This window comes from Shinella sp. (assembly GCF_035998705.1).
In the GTDB taxonomy this organism is placed as follows: domain Bacteria; phylum Pseudomonadota; class Alphaproteobacteria; order Rhizobiales; family Rhizobiaceae; genus Shinella.
In genome coordinates this window covers 435253-456729 of record NZ_DASYHH010000022.1, presented here as the reverse complement: position 1 = coordinate 456729, position 21477 = coordinate 435253, and the positions used below count along the sequence as shown (strand labels likewise).

Below are 21477 nucleotides of genomic sequence, written 5' to 3'. Positions count from 1 at the left end.
AATGGTGCGGCGCGGCGCCACTTTAAGGAATACGCGCCGCGGCGCCAGTCTATTTGGACGGGCAGAAGATTTATCGGTGCTCAGATCCAGCCGGAGAGTTCGCGCCGCACGACTTTTTCCAGCACGGTCATGCCTTCCGGCGTGTCGTTGAGACACGGAATGTGGGTGAATTTCTCGCCGCCATTGTGGTGGAAACTTTCGGCCGCCTGCTCGGCGATTTCCTCCAGTGTTTCCAGGCAATCGGAGACGAAGCCGGGATTGATGACGGCGATGCGCCTGACGCCCTCCTGCGCCAGCTTCTCGACGGTCTTGTCGGTGTAGGGCTGCAGCCATTCCTCCGGCCCGAAGCGTGACTGGAAGGTGATCATCAGCTTTTCTTCCGACCAGCCGAGACGCTCGCGCAGCAGGCGTGCGGTCTTCTGGCACTGGCAATAGTAGGGGTCGCCCTTTTCGAAATAGCTTTTCGGAATGCCGTGGAAGGAGGTCAGCACCTTCTCCGGCTCCCAGTCGAGCGTCGCCAGATGTTTTTCGATCGATATGGCCAACGCATCGATATAGGCCGGGTCGTCGTGGTAGGGCGGCACGGTGCGCAGGGCCGGCTGCCAGCGCAGCTTGAGCAGCGTCTCGAAGGCCTTGTCGTTGACGGTCGCGGTCGTTGCCGCCGCATATTGCGGATAGAGCGGGAAGACGAGGATGCGGTCGCAGCCCTGTTTCTGGAGATGATCCATGCGCGACGCGATGGAGGGCTGGCCGTAGCGCATGGCCCAGTCGATGACGACGTCGGGATGGTCGGCGAAGGATTTTGCCATCAGTTCGGCCTGGCTGCGCGTATAGGTGCGCAGGTAGCTTTCGTTCTTCTCCTTGTTCCAGATCGTCTCATAGGCCTTGCCGACCTTGCCGGGGCGGGTGTTGAGCACGATGCCGAAAAGGATCGGATACCAGGCGAGGCGCGACCATTCGATCACCCGCCTGTCCATCAGGAACTCCTTCAGGTAGCGGCGCATGGAGGTGTAGTCCGTGCCGTCAGGTGTGCCCAGATTGACGAGCAGCACGCCGACCTTGCCGTTTTTGACGGGCGGATGGTTGGCGGGCTTTGGGCCATGGTCCTGCATGATGCGATCCTGTGCGTGCGGTTTTTCGGTCATCGCCCGTTTACGCGGGCGGAGCCGGGTTGGTTCAGAATCGTTCTAAAAAGAAAAACCGGCCCGGGAAAGCCCGGGCCGGCAGAAAAAGTGGAGACAAATTGTCCTTATTTGGCCGGGATCGACAGTTCCGTGCCGACATGCAGGGCGCGCGGCCGCGGATTGCCGTTGGCTTCCGCGATCCGGCGCCACAGCGTGCCGTCGCCATAGGCGGCCTTGGCGAGGTCCCACAGCGTGTCGCCGCGAGTGATGACGTGTTTACCGCCGGCCGTAGTGGTCGCCGTGGTCGTGGTTGCAGCCTCGCCCGTCGTGGCCGTACCCTCGACCGACTTGGCGGCGGTATCCGTGGAGGTCGCCGTTTCGCCCGTTGCCGGCGCGGTCTCGGTGCTGGTGGCGGTCTCGGCGGTCGTCGGGCTTTCGACGACGGTGGCGGCTGCTACCTCGGTGATGCGGCCATCCGTGTAGGGCTGGTAGGGGCGGTGTGCCGAAAGATAGTCGGCGACCACCAGTTCGAGGTTCGGGCCGAAGTCGTAGGCGTTCATGCCGGCCTTGGCGAAGACGGAATAGCCGTCACCACCGGCGCGCATGTAGTTGTTGGAGACCACGTTGTAGGTCTTGGCCGGATCGAGCGGCACGAAGGTCTCGCCCTCGTTGACCTCGACGGAGACGACGCGGCTACCGGCCGGCTTCGACTTGTCGAAGGAATATTTCATGCCGGAGACCTGCGGGAAGCGGCCGGCCCCTTCCTCGATCTGGCCAAGGCCGTTTTCGAGAGCGGCGACGAGGTCCGAGCCCTTGAGCTGGAAGGTCGCGACGGTGTTCTGGAACGGCAGCACCGACAGCACTTCGCCCATGGAGACCGGGCCGCCGTCGATGGAGGCGCGAAGCCCCCCGCCATTGGTGATGGCGATCGTCGTGCCCTGGCCCTTGGTGCGGTCGAGGATGGCGTCCGTCACGAGGTTGCCCATGGCGCATTCGGCGGCGCGGCAGGTTTCGCGCGAGCCATCGATGGGGGCGGCACTTTCGGCGACGATCTTGTTCTTCAATTCCTCGATCGGGCCGCCGAGCTCCTTGATACGGGCGAGAACGGCCTCGTCCGGCTTGATCGAAGAGTCGATCAGGATCGGCTCGCCGGAGCTTGCCTTCACCACGCCCGCGTCGTCGAACACGACCTTCAGGTTGCCGAGATATTTCGAATAGGCGCCGGCCTGCACGACGGGCACCTTGTAGCCGCCGGGATTGTCGACCAGCGTCGGATAGGGGCCTTCCGCCTTGTCCGATGTGTTCGACAGGAAGGTGTTGGTATGGCCCCCGACCACGACGTCGACATCCGGGATCTTGGCGATCGCCGCGAGGTCGCGCGGATAGCCGACATGGGTGAGGGCGATGATCTTGTTGACACCCTGCTTCTTCAATTCGCCGATCGCCGCCGTGATATCGGCGACGTCATCGCCGATCAGCACGTTCGGGCCGGGCGAGGAGAGTTCCGCCGTGTCGTTGGCGACCGCGCCGACGATGCCGATCTTCTGGCCGCCCTGTTCGAGCACGATGAAGGGCTTGATGCGGTCGCCGATCTTCGAGCTGGCGCTGGCGGCGACGTTGGCGGTCACGACCGGGAACTGCACCTTGTCGAGGAAGGTCGCGAGCCCGTCCTCGCTGTCGTCGAATTCATGATTGCCGACGGTCATGGCGTCGAACTTCATCAGGTTCAGGAATTCCGCTTCCACCGCGCCCTTGTAGGTCGTGTAGAACAGCGAACCCTGGAAATTGTCGCCGGCATTCAGCAGCAGCAGGTTCTTGCCGGTCTGGGCCTGGCGCTGGGCATCGATCGCAGCCTTCAGGCGCGCGACGCCGCCGAAGCATTCGCCCTTGCCTTCTTCCTCGGCCGAGCAGGTCGAATCGAACTTGTTGATCGCCTCGATGCGCGAATGCAGGTCGTTGATGTGCAGGATGTTCAGCTCGTAATCCGCAAGCGCCGAGCCGCTGGAGAGCGCGATAAGGGAGGCGGCCAGAAGGCCGGATCGGAAAATCGTCATGGTCCTGTTCTCCTTGTTTGCCCGCGGCGAGGCGCGGGAGAGGCTGTCCGCTGCACGATAGGCCGGAAACATGACAGCCGGCCGGCGGATGTTTTCACCGCTTGTCGGCAACTTCAAGAGAAAAGACACGACGCCGAAACGATCGATGTTTATGCGCTGAAACGAAAAAAGGGCCTTGCGGCCCTCTTTTGCAGATGTGCCTTTCGCTCAGGCGCGGCGGGCGAGCGAGAACTGCGCGCCTTCGGCCGTGGTGCAGTTGAGCTGTGCCTGGCTGACCAGCGCGCAATTGACCTTGGACTGCGTGTTGCGCACCAGCGAGGTCATGTTGATCTCGACCAGCGTCGGCGAGGTCTTGATGTAGGTGCCGGATGCCAGGAGCTGGTTCGTGTCGGTCGTGCGCGTCGAGAATGTGCCGGCCGCAAAGGTGGAGACGATGCCGTTCGGATCGACCCAGGCGCCCTCGACGCCGGTCTGCTGCTGCTGGCGGATGGGGGGCAAATCCCGGGGGGCGCGGTCGCTCTGGCAGGAGGCGAGCGCGACAGAGGCGGCCAGCAGGCTGAGGGCGGTGATCGGCTTCATCTACAGTCTCCCAGGGTCACGGTGGCGCGAACCACCCGTCCAATTCGCCAGACCATGCCGCGAAGAGACGTCGAAAGCAAGACGGGCCGCCCGGCGAATGGGCATTATCCCATTGAAAGCCCCGCCGAAAGCCTCCTTGAGACGAAGACGCCCGCGGCTTGGCCGCGGGCGTCCGGCATTCGATTTGTCAGGCCGCGTTAGCGAACCAGGATGTTCTTGAACTGCCACGGATCCTTCGTGTCGAGGTCTTCCGGGAAGAGGCCCGGGCGGCCGTCGAGCGGGGTCCAGTCTGTGTAGTGGCCTTCGACCGGGCCGAGATACGGCGTCTGCACTTCCAGGCAGCGCTTGTAATCGACCTCGTCGGCTTCCACGATGCCGGCCTTCGGGTTTTCCAGCGCCCAGACCATGCCGGCGAGCACGGCGGAGGTCACCTGCAGGCCGGTCGCGTTCTGGTAGGGGGCGATGCGGCGGGTTTCGTCCAGCGACAGGCGCGAACCGTACCAATAGGCGTTCTTGTCGTGGCCGTAGAGCAGCACGCCGAGTTCATCGATGCCGTCGACCAGCTCGTTTTCGTCCAGCACGTGCAGCACTGGCTGCTGGTGGCCGCCATTGCCGAACATCTCGTGCAGCGAGAGCACGGCGTCGTTGGCCGGATGGTAGGCGTAGTGGCAGGTCGGGCGGTAGGAGACGTCGCCGTCCTTGTCGCGCACCGTGTAGTAGTCGGCGATCGAGATCGACTCGTTGTGGGTGACGAGGAAGCCGTATTGCGGGCCGGGCGTCGGGCACCAGGAGCGCACGCGCGTGTTGGCGCCCGGCTGTTCCAGGTAGATCGCGGCCTTGCAGCCCTTCTTGTGCTTCTTGGCGTTCTTCGGCATCCATTCTTCATGGGTGCCCCAGCCGAGTTCGGCCGGCTGCAGGCCTTCCGAGATGAAGCCTTCGACCGACCAGGTGTTCCAGAAGGTGTTGAACGGCTTCGGGTTCTTGGTGCGCTGGGTGTCACGCTCGGCGATGTGCACGCCCTTGACGCCGACCTTCTTCATCAGCTTGGCCCAGCCTTCGCGGTCGTCCTGTGCGGGCTCTTCGAACTTCAGTTCCAGATCCTTGGCGAGGTTGACCAGCGCCTGCTTGACGAACCAGGAAACCATGCCCGGATTTGCGCCGCAGGTGGAAACGGCCGTCGTGCCGCCCGGGTTCTTGTTCTTCTCGTGGCGCAGCGTTTCGCGCAGCGCATAGTTCGTGCGGTCGGCATTCTTCATGTTCTTGTCGAAGTAGAAGCCGAGCCAGGGCTCGATGACCGTATCGATATAGAGTGCGTCGAGCTTGCGGCAGAGCTTGATGAGATCGAGCGAGCCGGTGTCGACCGAGAGGTTGACGCAGAACGCCTGGCCGCCGCCTTCCTTGAGGAGCGGCTTCAGCAGGTCCTTGTAGTTTTCCTTGGTGATATGCGCCTTGATGTGACGCACGCCATGGCGGGCGTAGATCTCGGCGTCGGCGGCGTCTTCGCGCGGCTCGATGACGATCAGCCGGTTCCGGTCGTATTTGAAATGGCGCTCGATGAGCGGCAGCGTGCCGCGCCCGATGGAGCCGAAGCCGATCATCACGATCGGACCGGTGATTTCGCCATAAACCGGATAGGTGCTGTCTGCCATTTGGTTCTCCTGCGGACGGCCGCTTTTCGCAAAAACAGGGCCTCTGAGGGCCCCATAGCATAGTATCGCAGCGCTAGAGCACAGATTTCTGTCACAATAAAGAGTGGGCTACAGATTTCTCCGGCGATATTCTTAACCGGCCGCAACCGCCCGCAATTGCGCCGCAAGCGTCGCCCGTTTCGCGACAAGTCCCTTGTATTCCGCCTGCGGCAGGCTCAGCGCCTCGAGCTGGTCGGCGAAGATGGCCGCGACCTTGGCGGCATCGGGCAGCGTACGCACCGCGGCGAGCGGATCGTTGTAGATGCGGATGGTGAAAAGGATATCGCCCGAGACCGGCAGCTTGCGCAGCGTCTGGCGCTCGACGCGGGCGAAGGTGGTTTCGAGCGACAGCGCATGCCCGTCCGGCAGGGCGCCGTGCGCCTTGGAGGCCGGATAGTGCAGGTCGGCATCCGGGTTGATCGACCAGTTGAAGCGGAAGACCGGCTGCTCGACCTTGAGATTGTCGAACATGCGGTTGATCAGCGTGGCATTGCGCGTGCCGTCGCCGAAATCCGGCACGGGCGCGTGGATATCCTCCATGCGTTTGCCGAATTTTTCCGGCAGCGACCAGGAGGAGGGGAAGGCGACATAACCGGCCACGAGCCGCCAGCCGGTTTCGTCGCGACGCATGAGGACGAGATCCTCCTGCACCAGCGCGCCGGCTGTTACGAGCGGTGCCTCGTCCGCATCGAGGGCGATGGTGCGTTCGCCGATGCGGATCGTCGATCCTTCGCGGCGGTAGAGGGCGGGGTGCTGCTGGGTGACGTGGCTTGCGAGAAGGTCGAGAACCTCCTGCTGCGCTACGCGCGTCTCCGCTTCCTCGACGAAGACGGTGTCGCGGTGATCGGCGATGAGCCCGTCCTTTTCGCGGAGATAACGGTCGAGATCGCCGTCCGGCTCGATCCAGCGGGCCGGGTCGAGCGGGCCGAGGCCGATGGTAAAGAGACGGGCGGAGCCATCGTAAGGCGTGTAGGTCGGTTGTTTCATGCGAGGCTGCCCCGGATGAGCCCGCGCAGCGAATTGCCGACGTAGATGGTGCCGCGTGCGAGAGCCTCGGGTCGAAGGACGTGCTCCACGGCCTTGCCGGTTTCGAGCAGTTCTTGCCGGAGTACGCCGGCCAGCAACCCGGACGCGAGCGGCGGCGTCTTGAGGATGCCGGTGCCGTCGTCGAGGAAGAGCGAGGTGATGGTGCCCTCGCAAAGTTCGCCGCGCTCGTTGAGGAGGATCACCTCGTCGACCTTTATTGCCGGGAATTCGGCACGGGCTGCGGTGTAGGCGGCGCGGCGGGAGGTCTTGTGGCGGAGCAGCGGGTCGGTGGAGGCGAGGCGGGTGGTGGCGATCTTCAGGCGCCAGATTGTGTCGGGCGCGAGCGCTGTAAAGGCGGCCGTCTGCACATCGATGCGGCCGTCGGCGAAGAGTTCGAAGCGGATGCGGAGGGGTTGCGTGTGCGACTCACCCCCCTCTGCCCTGCCGGGCATCTCCCCCTCAAAGGGGGAGATCGGTAAGGAGCTTGATCGTCGCTCCCATGCAGCGTTGACAATGGGCGAAACGTCTCCCCATCCAATCTCCCCCCTTGAGGGGGAGATGCCCGGCAGGGCAGAGGGGGGTAGCGCAGCAGCAAGCGCCGACCTCGCGCCGTCCTCCCCCGGCAGTCCCAACGCCGCCGCCGACCGCGCCAGCCGCGCCAGATGCCGCTCCAGCCGCACGAAGCCCGCGCCGGGCTCCCACCGCAAGGTCTCGATCAGCGAGATATCCATTGATCCCCCACCGCAAAGCGCGCCTTGAGCAGCGCTTCCTCATATTCCGATTCCGCGGTGGAATCGAAGACGATGCCGCCGCCGACGTTGAAGACCGCTTCGCCATCCTCAAAGACCGAGATGGTGCGGATGGCGACGTTGAAACGCATGGTGCCATCCGGGGCGATCATGCCGATGGCGCCGCAATAGGCGTCGCGCGGGCCGTCCTCCAGGTCGTGCAGGATTTCCATGGCGCGCATCTTCGGCGCGCCGGTGATCGAGCCGCAGGGGAAGAGGGCGGCGAAGATGTCGCGGATCGAGGCGCCGGGCGTCAGCTTCGCCCGCACATGGCTCACCATCTGGTGCACGGTCGGATAGGTCTCGACGGCGAAGAGTTTTGGCACATGAAGCGTGCCGACCTCGGTGATGCGCGAGATGTCGTTGCGTAGCAGGTCGACGATCATGCGGTTTTCCGCCTGCGATTTCGGATCGGCCTGCATCTCCGCGATGATCCTCGCATCCTCCGCCGCATTGGCGCCGCGCGGTGCCGTGCCCTTCATCGGATGCGTCTCGATCCAGCCCTCTTTATCGATCTCGAAGAAGAGTTCGGGCGAGCGGGAAAGCAGCTGCGGCCCGTCGAGCGAAACGAAGGCGCCGTAGCGTACCGGCTGGCGCTCGATCAGCGACCAGAAGGCGGCGAGGGGATCGCCGGTCCAGCGGGCGCGGATCGGCATGGTGAGGTTCGCCTGGTAACAGTCGCCCTGGCGCAGATGCTGGTGCAGCCGGTCGAAGCGGCTGCGGTAGGTCTCGAAATCCCAGTCGGCTTTCGGCTCGGTGAGGAAAGGTTCGTTCTCGGTGCGTTGGCGTGGCCTGGCGAGCGGGTGGTCGTCCGCAGGCTTCTCGAAAATGCCGAAGCTCATCAGCGGCGTCGGCCGGTTTTCCACGGCGAGCGGCGCCAGCTTCCGCTCGAAGAGATGGCCGGCCTCGTAGCTCATGAAGCCGGCGATCCAGTGACCCTTTTCATGCGCCGCCTGCAAGGCCGCAAAGGCCGGCTCGAAGCCGGCGCGCTCGCGCACGGTGACGGTTGCGACCGGATCGGCGAAAACCACCGTCCGGTCCTCGCGGTCGTCCCTGAGGAGCACATAGCGTTCGCGGTCGGTCATGCGAGCATCCGGCTTCTTTTACGATGAGGCCTTATCAAGCGCTTCCAGTTCGTCGATCAGCCCCTCGATCATCGACAGTCCCTTGCTCCAGAACGACGGATCGCTCGCATCGAGGCCGAACGGCTTCAGCAGTTCGGAATGATGCTTGGTGCCGCCGGCCTTGAGCAGGTCGAAATACTTCGCCTGGAAGCCGGTATCCGCCTGCTGGTAGACGGCATAGAGCGAGTTCACCAGGCAATCGCCGAAGGCATAGGCATAGACGTAGAAGGGCGAGTGAATGAAGTGGGGGATGTAGGCCCAATAGGTCTCGTAGCCCTCGGAAATCTTGATGGCCGGGCCGAGGCTTTCCTCCTGCACCGACAGCCAGAGTTCGCCGATCTGGTCGCTGGTGAGTTCGCCTTCCTTGCGGGCGGTGTGCAGCTTGCGCTCGAATTCGTAGAAGGCGATCTGGCGCACGACCGTGTTGATCATGTCCTCCACCTTCTGGGCGAGCATCGCCTTGCGCTCGCGCTGGTCCTTCGTCTTGTCGAGCAGGCTGCGGAAGGTCAGCATCTCGCCGAAGACGGAAGCGGTTTCGGCGAGCGTGAGCGGCGTCGACGCCATCAGCGCGCCCTGGCCGCCGGCCAGCACCTGGTGCACGCCGTGGCCGAGTTCATGGGCGAGCGTCATCACGTCGCGCGGCTTGCCCATATAGTTGACGAGCACATAGGGATGCGCGGAAGGCACGGTCGGATGCGCGAAGGCGCCCGGCGCCTTGCCGGGGCGCACCGGGGCGTCGATCCAGCCATGGTCGAAGAAGCGTTTGGCGATATCGGCCATTTCGGGGGCGAAGGCGTTGTAGGCGGAAAGCACGGTGTCGCGCGCCTCGTCCCAGGAGATCGTCGCGTCCGATGTCTCGGGCAGCGGCGCGTTGCGATCCCAGAACTGCATCTGCTCCATTCCGAGCCACTTCGCCTTCATCGCATAGTAGCGGTGGGAGAGGCGCGGATACGCTTCGCGCACGGCCGCGGCCAGCGCTGCGACCACCTCCGGCTCGACGCGGTTGGCCAGGTGCCGGCTGTCGGCGATGTCGGAAAAGCCGCGCCAGCGGTCGGAGATTTCCTTGTCCTTCGCCAGCGTGTTGGTGATCAGCGTGAAGGTGCGGATGTTTGCCTTGAAGGTCGCCGCGAGGGCCTGCGCCGCCTTGCGGCGGGCCTCGCCGTCAGGCGACTGGAGCTGGTTGAGGGCGATCTCCAGCGGCACTTCCTCGCCGTCGATATCGTAGCGCAGCGACGCCATGGTCTCGTCGAACAGGCGGTTCCAGGCGGCGGCACCCGTCATCGATTTTTCGAGGAAAAGCTGCTCCGTCTTGTCGTCGAGCTGGTAGGGCTTGTCCTTGCGTAGGTCCTCGATCCACGGGCGATAGTGCGCGGCAAGCGCATCACTTTCGAGCGCCGCATCGATGCGCTCGTCGGCTATCCTGTTGAGTTCAAGCGAGAAAAACAGGAGATGCGCGCCGAGATCGGTCAGCTTCGACTGGACGTCGCCGTAGAACTTGCCGTTGGCCGGATCGGTCGTGTTGGTGAAATAGGTGAGGCCGGCAAAGGAGACGATGCGGCCGAGCAGGTCTTCCAGCGTCTCGAATTCGCGCACGGCGGCACCGATGCCCTCGTCGCCCGTCTTCTCGGTCGCGGCGTCCAGCTTGCCCTTCCATCGAGCCTCGAAGGCAAGCGAATCCGCCTCGGCCTTCTTCATGTCGGCCAGGAATTCCGGCGCGTTCGGCGCGGGGTAGAGATCGGTCAGATTCCAGCCGGGAAGGTCGCCCAGCTCGGCGGCAGCGGCGGCTTCCGCCGGCGCGAAGACGATGCGGGCTTCGGGGACATTACGGGTCATCTTCACTCTCTTTTCCAGGTGGTCGGATCGGTTGTCTTGCTTGCGTCGGCGTTGGTTAAAATGCAAGCCTTTCTCAAAACGGCATGTTCAACCCTTTCTGCCAAGGTCCGCTGGTGTTCAGTTCCCTTGGGCGTGCATGAGGCGCGCCTGAAGGCAAGGAGGTTCCAGTGACGGCCCATATTCTTGTCATCGACGATGATCCTGTCCAGCGCAGGTTGTTGAAGAACATGATCGAGCGCTCCGGCCATGTCGCCCATATGGCGGAAAATGGTCGCGCCGGGCTCGATCTGCTCGATCGCAAGGGCGGTCTGATCAATGTGATCCTGCTCGACCTGATGATGCCGGAAATGAACGGCTCGGCCTTTCTCGAGGCGCTCGGCGAGCGCGAGAACACCATTCCGGTGATCGTGCAGACGGGGCAGGGCGGCATCGAGACGGTGGTCATGGCGATGCGCGCCGGCGCCTTCGATTTCGTGGTGAAGCCGGTCTCGCCGGAGCGCCTGAACGTGGCGGTCGGCAATGCGTTGAAGATGGACCAGCGCGAAGGCCGCGGCCGCGGCGGGCGCCGCAACCGCAGCGAGACCGTGCATTTCGACGACATCGTTTCGGCAAGCCCGGAAATGCTGCGCGTCATCGAGCTCGGCCGCCGCGCCGCGCAGTCGAATATTCCGGTGGTGCTGGAAGGCGAATCGGGCGTCGGCAAGGAAATGGTGGCGCGCGCCATCCAGGCGGCGAGCGAGCGGGCGCACAAGCCCTTCGTCACCGTCAATTGCGGGGCGATCCCGCACAATCTCGTCGAAAGCATCCTGTTCGGCCACGAGAAGGGTGCTTTCACCGGCGCGACGGAGCGCCACACGGGAAAATTCATGGAGGCCGACGGCGGCACGCTGTTCCTCGACGAGATCGGCGACCTGCCGCTCGAAGTGCAGGTGAAGCTGTTGCGCGCGGTGCAGCAGGGCGAGATCGAGACGATCGGCGCCCGCTTTCCGCAGAAGGTCAATGTCCGGCTCATCTCGGCGACCAACCGCGACCTCATCAACGAGGTGCGCGAGGGCCGTTTCCGCGAGGACCTCTATTACCGCCTCAACGTCTTCCCGATCACCATTCCGGCGCTGCGCCGGCGCAAGGAGGACATTCCGGTTCTCGTGCGCGCCTTCGTGCAGCGTTTTGCCGGCGAGCAGAAGCTTGCCCGCCCGCTCGGCGTTTCCGCCGGCGCGATGGCGCTGCTGACGGCCTATGACTGGCCGGGCAACATCCGCCAGCTCGAAAACGCCATTTTCCGCGCGGTCGTGCTGTCGGAAGGGGCAGAGCTCAACGCGGCCGACTTCCCGCAGATCGCGGCACAGGTCCCGGGCTATGGGCTTGCCGAAGACGGTGCCGTGACCTGGGAGGTGGCAAACCTTCGCACGCCGGAACCCGCCTCGGAATCCCGCCTGCCGAGCGTCTATCCGGACTTCCGGCCGAACGAATCAGTGAGCGCCGATGCCGGCGCCGACACCGCCATTTCCAGCGTCGACAAGGGCGGCCATGTGCGCAAACTGGCCGAGGTGGAAGAGGAACTGATCCGTTTTGCCCTGAAGTTTTATCATGGCCAGATGAGCCAGGTTGCCCGAAAATTAGGCATTGGCCGCTCGACTCTCTATCGCAAACTGAAGGATTATGGCATCGACCCAGACAATCCGTTGAAAGAAGCTGCGTAAAAACCCTTGGAATCCCGGCCACTTGAGATTTCTCGATTGCCGTTTATTCCCTGTTAGTGGATTGTTCACTATAAGGGGTGCGCGGTGATGAGTGTGGCCGATTTGCCATGCTCTCACCGCAATTGGCAGTCATCTGGGATAACGGACGTTCGTTGTCCCTCGGACGGGGAAAGAGTTGGCAAATTTGTTCGCATCGATGAAGCGCACAGGGACATCCCTGCGCAGCCTCTGCAAAGCAGTGTTGCACAAGCTGCCCAAGGCATTGACCACGGCTGTGCTCTCGGCTGCCCTCATCCTGCCTACCGCTATTCCCGCGACGGTCCAGGCCGAGAGCGGCAATCGCACGCTCAAGCTCTATTTCATCCACACCAAGGAAAAGGCCGAGATCACCTTCAAGCGCAACGGGCGTTATGATGCGCGCGGCCTGAAGCAGCTCAGCCAGTTCCTGCGCGACTGGCGCCGCAACGAACCGACGAAGATGGACCCGCGTCTGTTCGATCTCGTGTGGGAAGTCTACCAGAAGGTCGGCGCCTCCGGTTACATCAACGTCGTCTCCGCCTATCGCTCGCCGGCTACGAACGGCATGCTGCGCTCGCGCTCCAAGGGCGTTGCCAAGAAGAGCCAGCATATGCTCGGCAAGGCGATGGACTTCTACATTCCGGGCGTCAAGCTCGCGACGCTGCGCGCCACCGCGATGAAATTCCAGGTCGGCGGCGTCGGCTACTATCCGACCTCCGGTTCGCCCTTCGTGCATCTCGACGTCGGCAGCGTGCGCGCCTGGCCGCGCATGAGCCGCCAGGAACTCGTGCGCATCTTCCCGGACGGCAAGACCATGCACGTTCCGACCGATGGCAAGCCGCTGCCCGGCTACCAGCAGGCGGTTGCCGACTACAAGCGCCGCGTCGGCGCGAAGGACATCCAGGTGGCCGGCGGCGGCTCGACGCCGACTGCATCCAAGCGCAAGGGCGGCTTCCTTGCTGCCCTCTTCGGCGGTGGCGGCGACGAGGATGAAGAACCCGAAGCAATTGCCAGCGGCGAAGCGCTCGAAGAAGGCGGCGCATCCGCCCGTACGACGGCGAAGGCTGTCGAGGAGAAGAAGCCGGTCGTTACCGAAGCCGAGACGGAAGTAGCCTTCACCGCCCCCGTCCCCGGCAGCCGCCCCGCCTTCAGGACGGCCGAGACGACGAGCGAGCTTGCTCTCGTCGCGCCGACGACGAGCGGCGCCGTTGCTGCCCTCGAGGCCGCCACACCGACCGCGCTCGAAAAAGAACAGAAGCCTGAATTCGAGGACCTTGCCGCCTACAAGATCCCGCTTCCCGTCATGCTCGGTGCACGTACTGAGGCTGGCGATGCGGAACCGGGCACGGTCCTGACCGCTGAAGCGGCTACGGAAGCCACGGTCGAAGACGCCGAGGAACTGGCCATGGTGCCGGTGCCGGGCCTGCGTCCGGTCGCCGAGCTCGACCAGTCGCAGACGGCGCTGATGGCTGCGGCCGAAGCCGACGTGGCGCTGCCGGTGACGGCGGATCGTTCCGGCCTTGCAGCACTTGCCGATCCGACGGCCGATCAATTCTCCGGCAATCCGGTCGAAATGGCAGCACTCGTCTCCACCAATGGCAGCGGCACGCGTTCGATTGCCAGCCTCGACGCGTTCGACGGCAAGCCGGCGGAAGAAACGCTGACCAAGGGCGGCCGTCCGAAGAAGAAGGATGCCGATGCGGCGAGCCGTGGTGCGATCCGCACCGAGCCGAAGCTGACGCAGAAGATCATCTCGCAATGGGCTCTGAGCCAGAGCCGCGTCGAAACGCTCTCCAAGCCCGTCAAGGCACCGCGTTTCGTCAGCCGCAAGCTGCGCGCCGCACCGACGACCGTCTACATGGCCGGCTTTCAGCCGGAGGGCAAGTCGATCGATGCAGGCCGCTTCAGCGGCACGGCGGTGAACTTCATGGAAGTCCGCAAGTTCGAAGGCAGCCAGAACTAGAGTATGTCAGGTTCAGACTGAACCAGACATACTCTAGTTTCTTTTGTTTTCGTTTGTCTTTTCGGGAAAACCGGTTCCCACTTTTCCCTGACAAACTCTAGCCGGCGAAACCATCCCATCAAAAAAGCCCGCCGGAGCGATCCGGCGGGCTTTTTCTTTGGAATTCTGAAAGGCCTTATTCGGCGTCTGCCGGGGCGGCGATCATGCCGAGGGCCTGGAGGTAGGTGTCGAGGATTGCTTCCTGCTCCATGCGCTCGTCCTTGTCCTGCTTGCGGATCTGGATGACCTTGCGCAGGATCTTTGTGTCGAAGCCGGTGCCCTTGGCTTCGCCATAGACGTCCTTGATGTCGTCTGCGATGGTTTTCTTTTCTTCCTCGAGGCGCTCGATCCGCTCGATGAACGCGCGAAGCTGGTCGCGGGCGACGCCGTGGGCATCCGACATGATGTTCTCCTTGGGTAGACTTTTGAAATTCGAAGGTGCCGTGACTTGCCGCGAACTTCCGGCAAGATCAAGGCCTATCGCGCGGTCCCCACCCATTTTCGTCGGGCCTGTTGCCTCATTCCTTCGGGCGGTTGACCTCGAAGGCCGCCTTCTGCGTGTCGCTCGCCTCGCGCTGGTTTTGCGCGCGCCATTCCTCGTAGGGCATGCCGTAGACGATTTCGCGCGAGGCTTCCTTGTCGAGGGCCACACCCGCCTCGTTCGCCGCCTCGCGATACCAGTTCGACAGGCAGTTGCGGCAGAAGCCGGCGAGGTTCATCAGGTCGATGTTCTGCACGTCGCTGCGCTCATTGAGGTGCTGGAGCAGGCGCCGGAAGGCGGCGGCCTCGAATTCGGTCTGCTGGTCCTTGCTCAGGTCGGTCATCGTCTTGGCCTCAATAGGGTCCGGTGCGGGAGGGGAATATCTCATATGTGTGCAGCGGCGGGTCCGCGTTCAACCGGGCGAGGATGGGCGCGAGGCGTTCCACCCAGCGGGCGATGCCGGTCTCATTGCCGATTTCGTCCTGGCGGATTTCGATGAGCGCATGCGCAATGCCGGGCTTCATGCAATGGCGGAACATGGTGTCGCCGCGCAGCGCTCCGTCATAGGGTTCGTTGTCGCCCACCACAACGTCGCCCGGCGCCTCCAGTCCGGCGAGCAGCGGGCGCACGGCGCGATGGTCGGTGTCCCACAGCACGGTCACCTGCCAGGGGCGGGCAACGCCCTTCCAGGCCGGCGTGAAGGAATGCATGGAGATGACGAGCGGTGCCTTGCCGGTGCGCGCCGCCACCGCGCCGATCGTGCGGGACACGGCATCGTGATAGGGGCGGTGGAAGGTCTCCAGCCGGTATTGCCATTCTTCGGGCGTGATCGGGTGGTTGCCTGGAACGATCGCGCCGTCGGAAATGCGCATGACCAGCGTCGGGTCGTCCTCGCCGCGGTTGGGATCGATCAGCAGGCGCGAGAAGCGGCTCATGACCACCGGTGCGTTCAGCCGGGCGTTGAGGCCGCGCACGACGCCTTCGACGCCGATGTCATAGGCGATGTGACGCTCGAAGGCGCTGTCCGGCAGGCCGAGGCGGCCGTAGCGTTCGGGAAGGAGGTTCGTGGCGTGGTCCGCCAGAATGACCAGGCCAAGGCCGGTATCGCCGTCAATGATCTCGAAGGGAGGATGATCCTGCATGTCTTCAGCCGAATGTGCGCCGCCGATGCCGACTGATCGCACGGGGCGATCCGCCCCGCAAGGCTGGAAACCCCGGCCGCCCGAATGATTACCCTTGTTGTCGTGAAAGTGTAATCGACCGCCGCATAGCTTTCCCTGTCTAAAACGATGCAGGAAGCCATGCGGCGGATTGAAATTTCCACGGCGTCCTCCGGGCGTCACGGAATGACGTGCGGCGCAGTAGTGTTGCGTTGACATTCATGCCCCGCCGTCGCAAGAAAGCGCTATTCAAATCAACGGAGTTGCATCGGAAGCCGTGAGAGCCAAGAGCCACCGCCCGTTTTTCCCGAAAGCCCGCTGCCTTCTCCAGGCCGGCCTTTTCGTTTTCACGGGGTTCGCCGCCCTTTCCGCGCCGGATGAGGCGAAGGCCGATTTCCGCGTTTGCAACGGCACGCAGAACCTTGTCGGCGTCGCCATCGGTTACCGGGCCAAGGAGGGCTGGATGACCGAAGGCTGGTGGCAGGTGCCTGCCACGACCTGCGCCACGCTGATCGAGGGCGAGCTGCAATCGCGCTACTATTACCTCTATGCCGAAGACGCTGCCCGCGGCGGCCGCTGGACCGGCGACGTCAACATGTGTGTCGCCGAAAACGAGTTCAAGATCACCGGCGTGCAGGACTGCTTCGCACGCGGTTTCCAGCGCATGGGCTTCAAGGAATACGACACGGGCCGACAGGGGAGCTGGATGGTGCAGCTCTCAGACACGCCAGGGACCCAGGAAAGCCAGAACTGATGAGACGGAACCGAAAAGTCAAAATCCTCGCTACGCTCGGACCTGCTTCGTCCGACGAGCAGATGATCCAGAAGCTGCATGAGGCGGGAGCCGACCTGTTCCGCATCAACATGAGCCATGCCAGCCATGACGTGATGCGCACGCTGATCAGCCGCATCCGCGCCGTCGAAGCGCGCTGTGGCCGGCCGATCGGCATTCTCGCCGACTTGCAGGGTCCCAAGCTGCGCGTCGGAAAATTCGCCAACGGCTCGGAAGAGCTGAAGCCCGGCCAGACCTTCACGCTCGACAACAAGGACGTGCCCGGCGACAACACGCGCGTCTTCCTGCCGCATCCGGAAATCCTCGAATCGGTCAAGGCCGGCGACCGCCTCCTGATCGACGACGGCAAGCTGCATCTGCGCGCCGAATCCGCCGACGGCAAGGCGATCGTCTGCACCGTCGTTGCCGGCACGAAAATCTCCGACCGCAAGGGCGTCAGCCTGCCCGACACGCTGCTCGCCGTCGGCGTGCTGACCGAGAAGGACCGTGTCGACCTCGATGCAGTGCTGGCAACCGGCAGCGTCGACTGGGTGGCACTCTCCTTCGTGCAGCGTCCCGAGGACCTGGCCGAAGTGCGCAAGATCGCGCGCGGCCGCGTCGGCATCATGTCGAAGATCGAGAAGCCGCAGGCGATCGAACGCATCGAGGAGATCATCGAGCTTTCCGACGCCCTCATGGTGGCGCGTGGCGACCTCGGCGTGGAAATGCCGCTGGAAGCCGTTCCGGGCATCCAGAAGCAGCTCATCCGCGCCTGCCGCCGCCAGGGCAAGCCGGTCGTCGTTGCGACGCAGATGCTGGAATCGATGATTTCCGCGCCGGTGCCGACACGCGCCGAAGTGTCCGACGTCGCGACCGCCGTCTTCGAAGGTGCCGACGCCATCATGCTGTCGGCCGAATCCGCCTCCGGCGCCTATCCGGTCGAGGCCGTCTCCACCATGGCGTCCATTGCCAGCACGGTCGAACGCGACCCGCACTATCCGGGCATCATCTATGCCCAGCGCTCGACGCCGGAAGCGACCGGTGCCGATGCCATCTCGCTTGCCGCCCGCCAGATCGCCGAGACGCTGAAACTGTCGGCCATCGTCTGTTACACCTCGTCGGGCACGACGGGCCTGCGGGCCGCGCGCGAGCGGCCGGAAGTGCCGGTGCTGGCGCTGTCGCCGGTCATCGAGACGGCGCGCCGCCTCTCGGTCGTCTGGGGCCTGCACTGCGTCGTCACGGGTGACGCGGAAGACCTCGACGACATGGTCAACCGCGCCTGCCGCATCGTCGTCACCGAAGAGTTCGGCAAGCCGGGCGACCGCATCATCATTTCCGCCGGCGTGCCGCTGCGCACGCCCGGTGCGACCAACATGCTGCGCATCGCCTATATCGGCGCTGACGGCGTCAGCGGCGTCTGATCCGGGCTCTTCTGTCTACGCAATTCCGGACGGAAAACCGCTCCACACTTTTCCTGGAATTGCTTTATTCCTGATGATCCTTTGCAAGGCGGGCTTCGGCCCGCCTTGCTGATTCTTGCAGGTCGCGATCCCTGCCGGCGATCTTTTCCAGCGCCTCGATGGCGAGATCGGTCACCACATAATCCGGCTTGTGACCGAGGTTGCGGATCCAGACGAGTTCCGATCCCGCGATGTCGCGCGCCAGCCCGCGCGAATGGATTTCCTCATAGACGACGCCATCCGTATCGCCGGTGACGATGACTGTCGGCGTGCGGATTTCCGCGTAGCGCGGCTGAACGCGACGGACATAGGCCAGGAGATTGGCGACGTCGGTGGCGTTGTTGCGGAAGGCGGCGGGGCGCAGCACGAGGGCGGGGGCCGTCGCCTCCACGTAATCGTCCGGGCGGGCATTCGGGGCGAAGACGAAGCGCGTGCCGCTGTCGATGCGCGACAGGCCGGCCGGCAGCGCGACGAGGCGGGTGAAGAACCAGCCGACGACAGGCATCTTTGCAAGGTCATAATACCAGTCGACGCCGCCGGGCCAAGGATGGGTTGCGGGCGCGAGGAAGAGCAGGCCGGCGGTCTTCTCCGGATGTTCCAGCGCGAAACTTGCGGCAATGGCGCCGCCGAAGGAATGGCCGACGATGATCGCCCTGGCGATGCCGCGTTTTTCCATCAGCCGGGCGATGGCGTGCGCCTGGCCGTCCGGCCAGGCATTTTCCGGCCCGCCGCGCTCCGAATAGCCGTGGCCCGGCCGATCGAGGAAAAGCAGGTCGGCACGGCCCTCCAGCTTCGATCGGAAGGCATGCATCTGGTCGCGCAGGTTGCCGCTGGCGCCATGGATGAAGACGATCGGCGGCAGGTCGGCGTTCTCGCCGGCGGCCATGAACACGCTGTTCAGCCGCAGGCCGCCGACATCGATCAACTCACCGACATTGGGGAACTGCCGCTCGATCGCTCGCGCCTTCCATGCCGTGAAGACATAGAGGGCGAACGCGAGGACGACGGGAGCGGTGAGGATGGCAAGCAGCATGAGGCGGAAAGGGGAGGGCAAGGAAGGGTCCGGTTTTCCTGTCAGATAGCCGATCTACGCAATCCGCGCCACGCCGGTTCACTTGCCAAATTTATGTGCGCTGGCCGGTCAGCTTTTCCGCGAGATCGCCCATTTCCTTCTGCGCCTGCCGCTCGGTCGGGTAGACCTCCAGGAACCGTTCCCACGCCTTCATCGCCATCTCGTCGCGGCCGGTCTGTGCCATGATCGCCGCCATGCCGGCGAGCGCGCCGAAATGCCGGGGCTCGATGGCGAGCACGCGGTTTATGTCCGACATCGACTTGCGATAGTTGCCGAGCTTGAAATGCAGCGTCGCGCGGCGGTTCCAGCCCTCGACATAATCCGGCTTCAGGCGGATCGTTTCGTCGAGGAAATCGAATGCGGCGGCGTTCTTTTGCTCGGACACGGCCTTGTCGGCCCATTGGATGAGGAGGTTGATGCTGGCGCTGCCGGAATCCTGCCATTCCCGGCGTATCTGGTCGGCGATGCCGCGCGCGGCATCGGGATTTCTCTCGCGTTTCAACTCGTCGAAGAGTTTTTCGAGCCGCTGGGCGTGCGTCGTGAAGGCGCCGGAGGTGGCGCCGAGCGAAGCCTTGTCCGCCGTCTGCGCGAGCGCAACGGCCGGGAGCGAGCCGGCAAGGGCGAGGGAAAGGCAGACCGTGGCAAGCATGAAAAAGCGCATGGCGGTCATGTTAGACCGCCATCGCCGAACTTCAAATCAATATTTCTCGATCATCACACCCAAAGGGCGGCGACCGGCGCTTGATCAGCCCTGACGAGCCTTGAAGCGCGGGTTCTGCTTGTTGATGATGTAGATGCGGCCCTTACGGCGAACAAGGCGGTTTTCGCGGTGGCGAGCCTTGAGCGACTTGAGCGAATTCTTGATCTTCATTTTTCTGATCCGCGTATTGCAGGGCGACACGAGTTCGCCGGATTTCTTCAATCAAAAACGCGCCGTTTCGGGCGCGCTTTCGGGTTGGCAGGCATGTACCCCGTCACATTTCCGCTGTCAACCATCGCAGCCCGGTTTTCCAACCGCTGCGATGGCCTTTCAGTCGAGAATCTGCGTGACATGCCCCATCTTGCGGCCGGGACGCGCCTGCGTCTTGCCATAGAGATGCACGAGAACGCCGGGTCGCGCGAGCCAGGCGGGAACATCGTTGATGTCGTCGCCGATCAGGTTCTGCATCACGCAATCCGAATGGCGACGGGGATCGCCCAGCACATGGCCGGCGACGGCGCGGATGTGCTGCTCGAACTGCGAGACGATGCAGGCGGCCTCCGTCCAGTGGCCGGAATTGTGCACGCGCGGCGCGATCTCGTTGGCGACGAGCCCGCCATCGGCCAGCACGAAGAACTCGACGCCGATGACGCCGACATAGCCGAGCTGGTCGAGAATTGCGCGCGCAGCCTTGCGGGCCTGGTCGGCCGTCGCCTCGTTGACGGCGGCGGGCAGGGTGGAGGTGTGCAGGATGCCGTTCCGGTGGACGTTTTCCGCCGGATCGTAGCAGGCGATGGTGCCGTCGCGGTCGCGTGCGGCGATGATCGAGATTTCCCGCTCGAAGGGCACGAGGCTTTCGAGGATCAGCGGCACGCCGCCGAGCGCCTCGAACGTGCCCTCGCGGCTTTCGGCCGGCGAGCGGAACATGCGCTGCCCCTTGCCGTCATAACCGAGCCGGCGCGTCTTCAGGACGCCGACGCCGCCGAAGCGGTCGAGGGCGGCTTCCAGGTCTGCCTGGCTGTCGACGGCGGCGAAATCGGCGGTAACGATGCCGCAATCGCGGATGAAGCTCTTTTCGACGAGGCGGTCCTGCGAGACTTCCAGCGCTCGCGGCGGCGGATAGACCGGGACGGTCTTCGCCAGCGCCTCGGCGGCGGAGACGGGCACGTTTTCGAATTCGTAGGTCACGACATCCGAGAGGCGGGCGAGTTCGGCGAGCGCGTCCGGGTCGTCATAGGCTGCGACGATCTGGGCGTTCGCCACCTGTGCGGCCGGACAATCGGCCTGCGGCTCGAGGATGACGGTGCGCAGGTTGAGGCGCGCGGCGGCCATGGCGAGCATGCGGCCGAGCTGGCCGCCGCCGATGATGCCGATTGTGCGAACGCTCATAGCGGGCCGTCCACGGGATATTCGGCAACCGCGTTCGACTGGTTCTCGCGCCATTCGTCGAGCCGGTGGGCGAGTTCGGGATCGCTCAGCGCCAGCACGGCGGCGGCGAGCAATGCGGCGTTGACGGCGCCCGCCTTGCCGATCGCCAGCGTTCCGACCGGAATGCCGGCCGGCATCTGCACGATGGAGAGCAGGCTATCCTGGCCGGAGAGCGCCTTGGATTGAACCGGCACGCCGAACACCGGCAGCGGCGTCATCGCGGCCGCCATGCCGGGCAGGTGCGCCGCACCACCGGCGCCGGCCACGATGATCTTGAAGCCTTCCGCCTTGGCGCCCCGCGCAAAACTGTAGAGCCGGTCGGGCGTGCGGTGCGCCGAAATGATGCGTGCCTCGTAATCGACACCCAGGGCATCGAGCGTATCGGCGGCATTCTTCATCGTCTCCCAGTCGGACTGGCTTCCCATGATGATGGCGACGGGGGGCGTTTCTGTGGTGTCCAAGGCTTCT

20 protein-coding genes are annotated in these 21477 nt (G+C 64.2%); 4 read left to right on the top strand and 16 right to left on the bottom strand.

Features of this window, described 5'->3' with window-relative positions; genetic code table 11:
* Nucleotides 1-80: 80 nt before the first annotated feature.
* The 8 genes from hemH to VGN93_RS18875 form a co-directional block, all read right to left on the bottom strand.
* A complete protein-coding gene (hemH, locus tag VGN93_RS18910) occupies nucleotides 81-1112 on the bottom strand; it encodes a ferrochelatase (protein WP_327508646.1) in 1032 nt (343 codons plus the stop codon).
* A 137-nt stretch (nucleotides 1113-1249) separates the two neighbouring features.
* Nucleotides 1250-3178 (bottom strand): 5'-nucleotidase C-terminal domain-containing protein, encoded by a 1929-nt coding sequence (locus VGN93_RS18905; RefSeq protein WP_327508645.1) that lies wholly within the window; start codon nucleotides 3176-3178, stop codon nucleotides 1250-1252.
* Nucleotides 3179-3385: 207 nt separating this feature from the next.
* Nucleotides 3386-3757 carry an outer membrane lipoprotein Omp10 gene (gene omp10, locus VGN93_RS18900; protein ID WP_327508644.1) on the bottom strand — a complete coding sequence of 124 codons (372 nt, stop codon included), beginning with the start codon at nucleotides 3755-3757 and terminating at the stop codon, nucleotides 3386-3388.
* 197 nt (nucleotides 3758-3954) lie between these two features.
* Nucleotides 3955-5406, bottom strand: coding sequence for a homospermidine synthase (locus VGN93_RS18895; RefSeq protein WP_327508643.1), 1452 nt, complete (start codon nucleotides 5404-5406; stop codon nucleotides 3955-3957).
* A 132-nt stretch (nucleotides 5407-5538) separates the two neighbouring features.
* Nucleotides 5539-6432, bottom strand: coding sequence for a DUF3445 domain-containing protein (locus VGN93_RS18890; protein WP_327508642.1), 894 nt, complete (start codon nucleotides 6430-6432; stop codon nucleotides 5539-5541).
* Nucleotides 6429-7202: an aminotransferase class IV family protein gene (locus VGN93_RS18885; protein WP_327508641.1), complete on the bottom strand. Its 774-nt coding sequence runs from the start codon at nucleotides 7200-7202 to the stop codon at nucleotides 6429-6431. The genes VGN93_RS18890 and VGN93_RS18885 overlap by 4 nt, the downstream gene beginning before the upstream one ends.
* On the bottom strand, nucleotides 7187-8344 hold the full coding sequence (locus tag VGN93_RS18880; RefSeq protein ID WP_327508640.1) for an aminodeoxychorismate synthase component I: 1158 nt from the start codon (nucleotides 8342-8344) through the stop codon (nucleotides 7187-7189). The genes VGN93_RS18885 and VGN93_RS18880 overlap by 16 nt, the downstream gene beginning before the upstream one ends.
* 18 nt (nucleotides 8345-8362) lie before the next feature.
* Entirely contained in the window at nucleotides 8363-10216 is a 1854-nt protein-coding gene (locus tag VGN93_RS18875) for a M3 family oligoendopeptidase (RefSeq protein WP_327508639.1), read from the bottom strand.
* Between the two features lie 167 nt (nucleotides 10217-10383).
* Between VGN93_RS18875 and VGN93_RS18870 the strand changes: the two genes are divergently transcribed.
* On the top strand, nucleotides 10384-11916 hold the full coding sequence (locus VGN93_RS18870; RefSeq protein WP_327508638.1) for a sigma-54 dependent transcriptional regulator: 1533 nt from the start codon (nucleotides 10384-10386) through the stop codon (nucleotides 11914-11916).
* A 175-nt stretch (nucleotides 11917-12091) separates the two neighbouring features.
* Complete coding sequence (locus tag VGN93_RS18865) at nucleotides 12092-13897, top strand: DUF882 domain-containing protein (RefSeq protein WP_414714106.1); 1806 nt, start codon at nucleotides 12092-12094, stop codon at nucleotides 13895-13897.
* Nucleotides 13898-14072: 175 nt separating this feature from the next.
* Here the strand turns inward: VGN93_RS18865 and VGN93_RS18860 are convergent, their stop codons facing one another.
* The 3 genes from VGN93_RS18860 to VGN93_RS18850 form a co-directional block, all read right to left on the bottom strand.
* A complete protein-coding gene (locus tag VGN93_RS18860) occupies nucleotides 14073-14339 on the bottom strand; it encodes a DUF2312 domain-containing protein (protein ID WP_256120950.1) in 267 nt (88 codons plus the stop codon).
* 115 nt (nucleotides 14340-14454) lie between these two features.
* Nucleotides 14455-14760 carry a DUF1244 domain-containing protein gene (locus VGN93_RS18855; RefSeq protein ID WP_327508637.1) on the bottom strand — a complete coding sequence of 102 codons (306 nt, stop codon included), beginning with the start codon at nucleotides 14758-14760 and terminating at the stop codon, nucleotides 14455-14457.
* Between the two features lie 10 nt (nucleotides 14761-14770).
* Nucleotides 14771-15559: an N-formylglutamate amidohydrolase gene (locus VGN93_RS18850; protein ID WP_327508636.1), complete on the bottom strand. Its 789-nt coding sequence runs from the start codon at nucleotides 15557-15559 to the stop codon at nucleotides 14771-14773.
* A gap of 295 nt (nucleotides 15560-15854) precedes the next feature.
* On the opposite strand from VGN93_RS18850, the gene VGN93_RS18845 reads away from it, so the two are divergent.
* Both VGN93_RS18845 and pyk read left to right on the top strand, forming a co-directional pair.
* Nucleotides 15855-16331 (top strand): DUF1036 domain-containing protein, encoded by a 477-nt coding sequence (locus VGN93_RS18845; protein ID WP_413818683.1) that lies wholly within the window; start codon nucleotides 15855-15857, stop codon nucleotides 16329-16331.
* A complete protein-coding gene (gene pyk / locus VGN93_RS18840) occupies nucleotides 16331-17770 on the top strand; it encodes a pyruvate kinase (protein ID WP_319320908.1) in 1440 nt (479 codons plus the stop codon). Before VGN93_RS18845 ends, pyk begins: the two co-directional genes overlap by 1 nt.
* 64 nt (nucleotides 17771-17834) lie before the next feature.
* Here pyk and VGN93_RS18835 read toward each other — a convergent pair whose 3' ends face one another.
* The 5 genes from VGN93_RS18835 to purE all read right to left on the bottom strand — a co-directional run bounded on the left by VGN93_RS18835 (nucleotide 17835) and on the right by purE (nucleotide 21434).
* Entirely contained in the window at nucleotides 17835-18842 is a 1008-nt protein-coding gene (locus tag VGN93_RS18835) for an alpha/beta hydrolase (RefSeq protein ID WP_327508911.1), read from the bottom strand.
* Between the two features lie 91 nt (nucleotides 18843-18933).
* Complete coding sequence (locus tag VGN93_RS18830) at nucleotides 18934-19551, bottom strand: hypothetical protein (protein ID WP_319320911.1); 618 nt, start codon at nucleotides 19549-19551, stop codon at nucleotides 18934-18936.
* Nucleotides 19552-19626: 75 nt separating this feature from the next.
* Nucleotides 19627-19752, bottom strand: a complete 126-nt coding sequence (ykgO, locus tag VGN93_RS18825) for a type B 50S ribosomal protein L36 (RefSeq protein WP_024271182.1) — start codon at nucleotides 19750-19752, stop codon at nucleotides 19627-19629.
* Nucleotides 19753-19911: 159 nt separating this feature from the next.
* Nucleotides 19912-20970, bottom strand: coding sequence for a 5-(carboxyamino)imidazole ribonucleotide synthase (locus tag VGN93_RS18820; protein WP_327508635.1), 1059 nt, complete (start codon nucleotides 20968-20970; stop codon nucleotides 19912-19914).
* Nucleotides 20967-21434 carry a 5-(carboxyamino)imidazole ribonucleotide mutase gene (gene purE / locus VGN93_RS18815; protein WP_319321354.1) on the bottom strand — a complete coding sequence of 156 codons (468 nt, stop codon included), beginning with the start codon at nucleotides 21432-21434 and terminating at the stop codon, nucleotides 20967-20969. The genes VGN93_RS18820 and purE overlap by 4 nt, the downstream gene beginning before the upstream one ends.
* Between the last annotated feature and the right edge of the window lie 43 nt (nucleotides 21435-21477).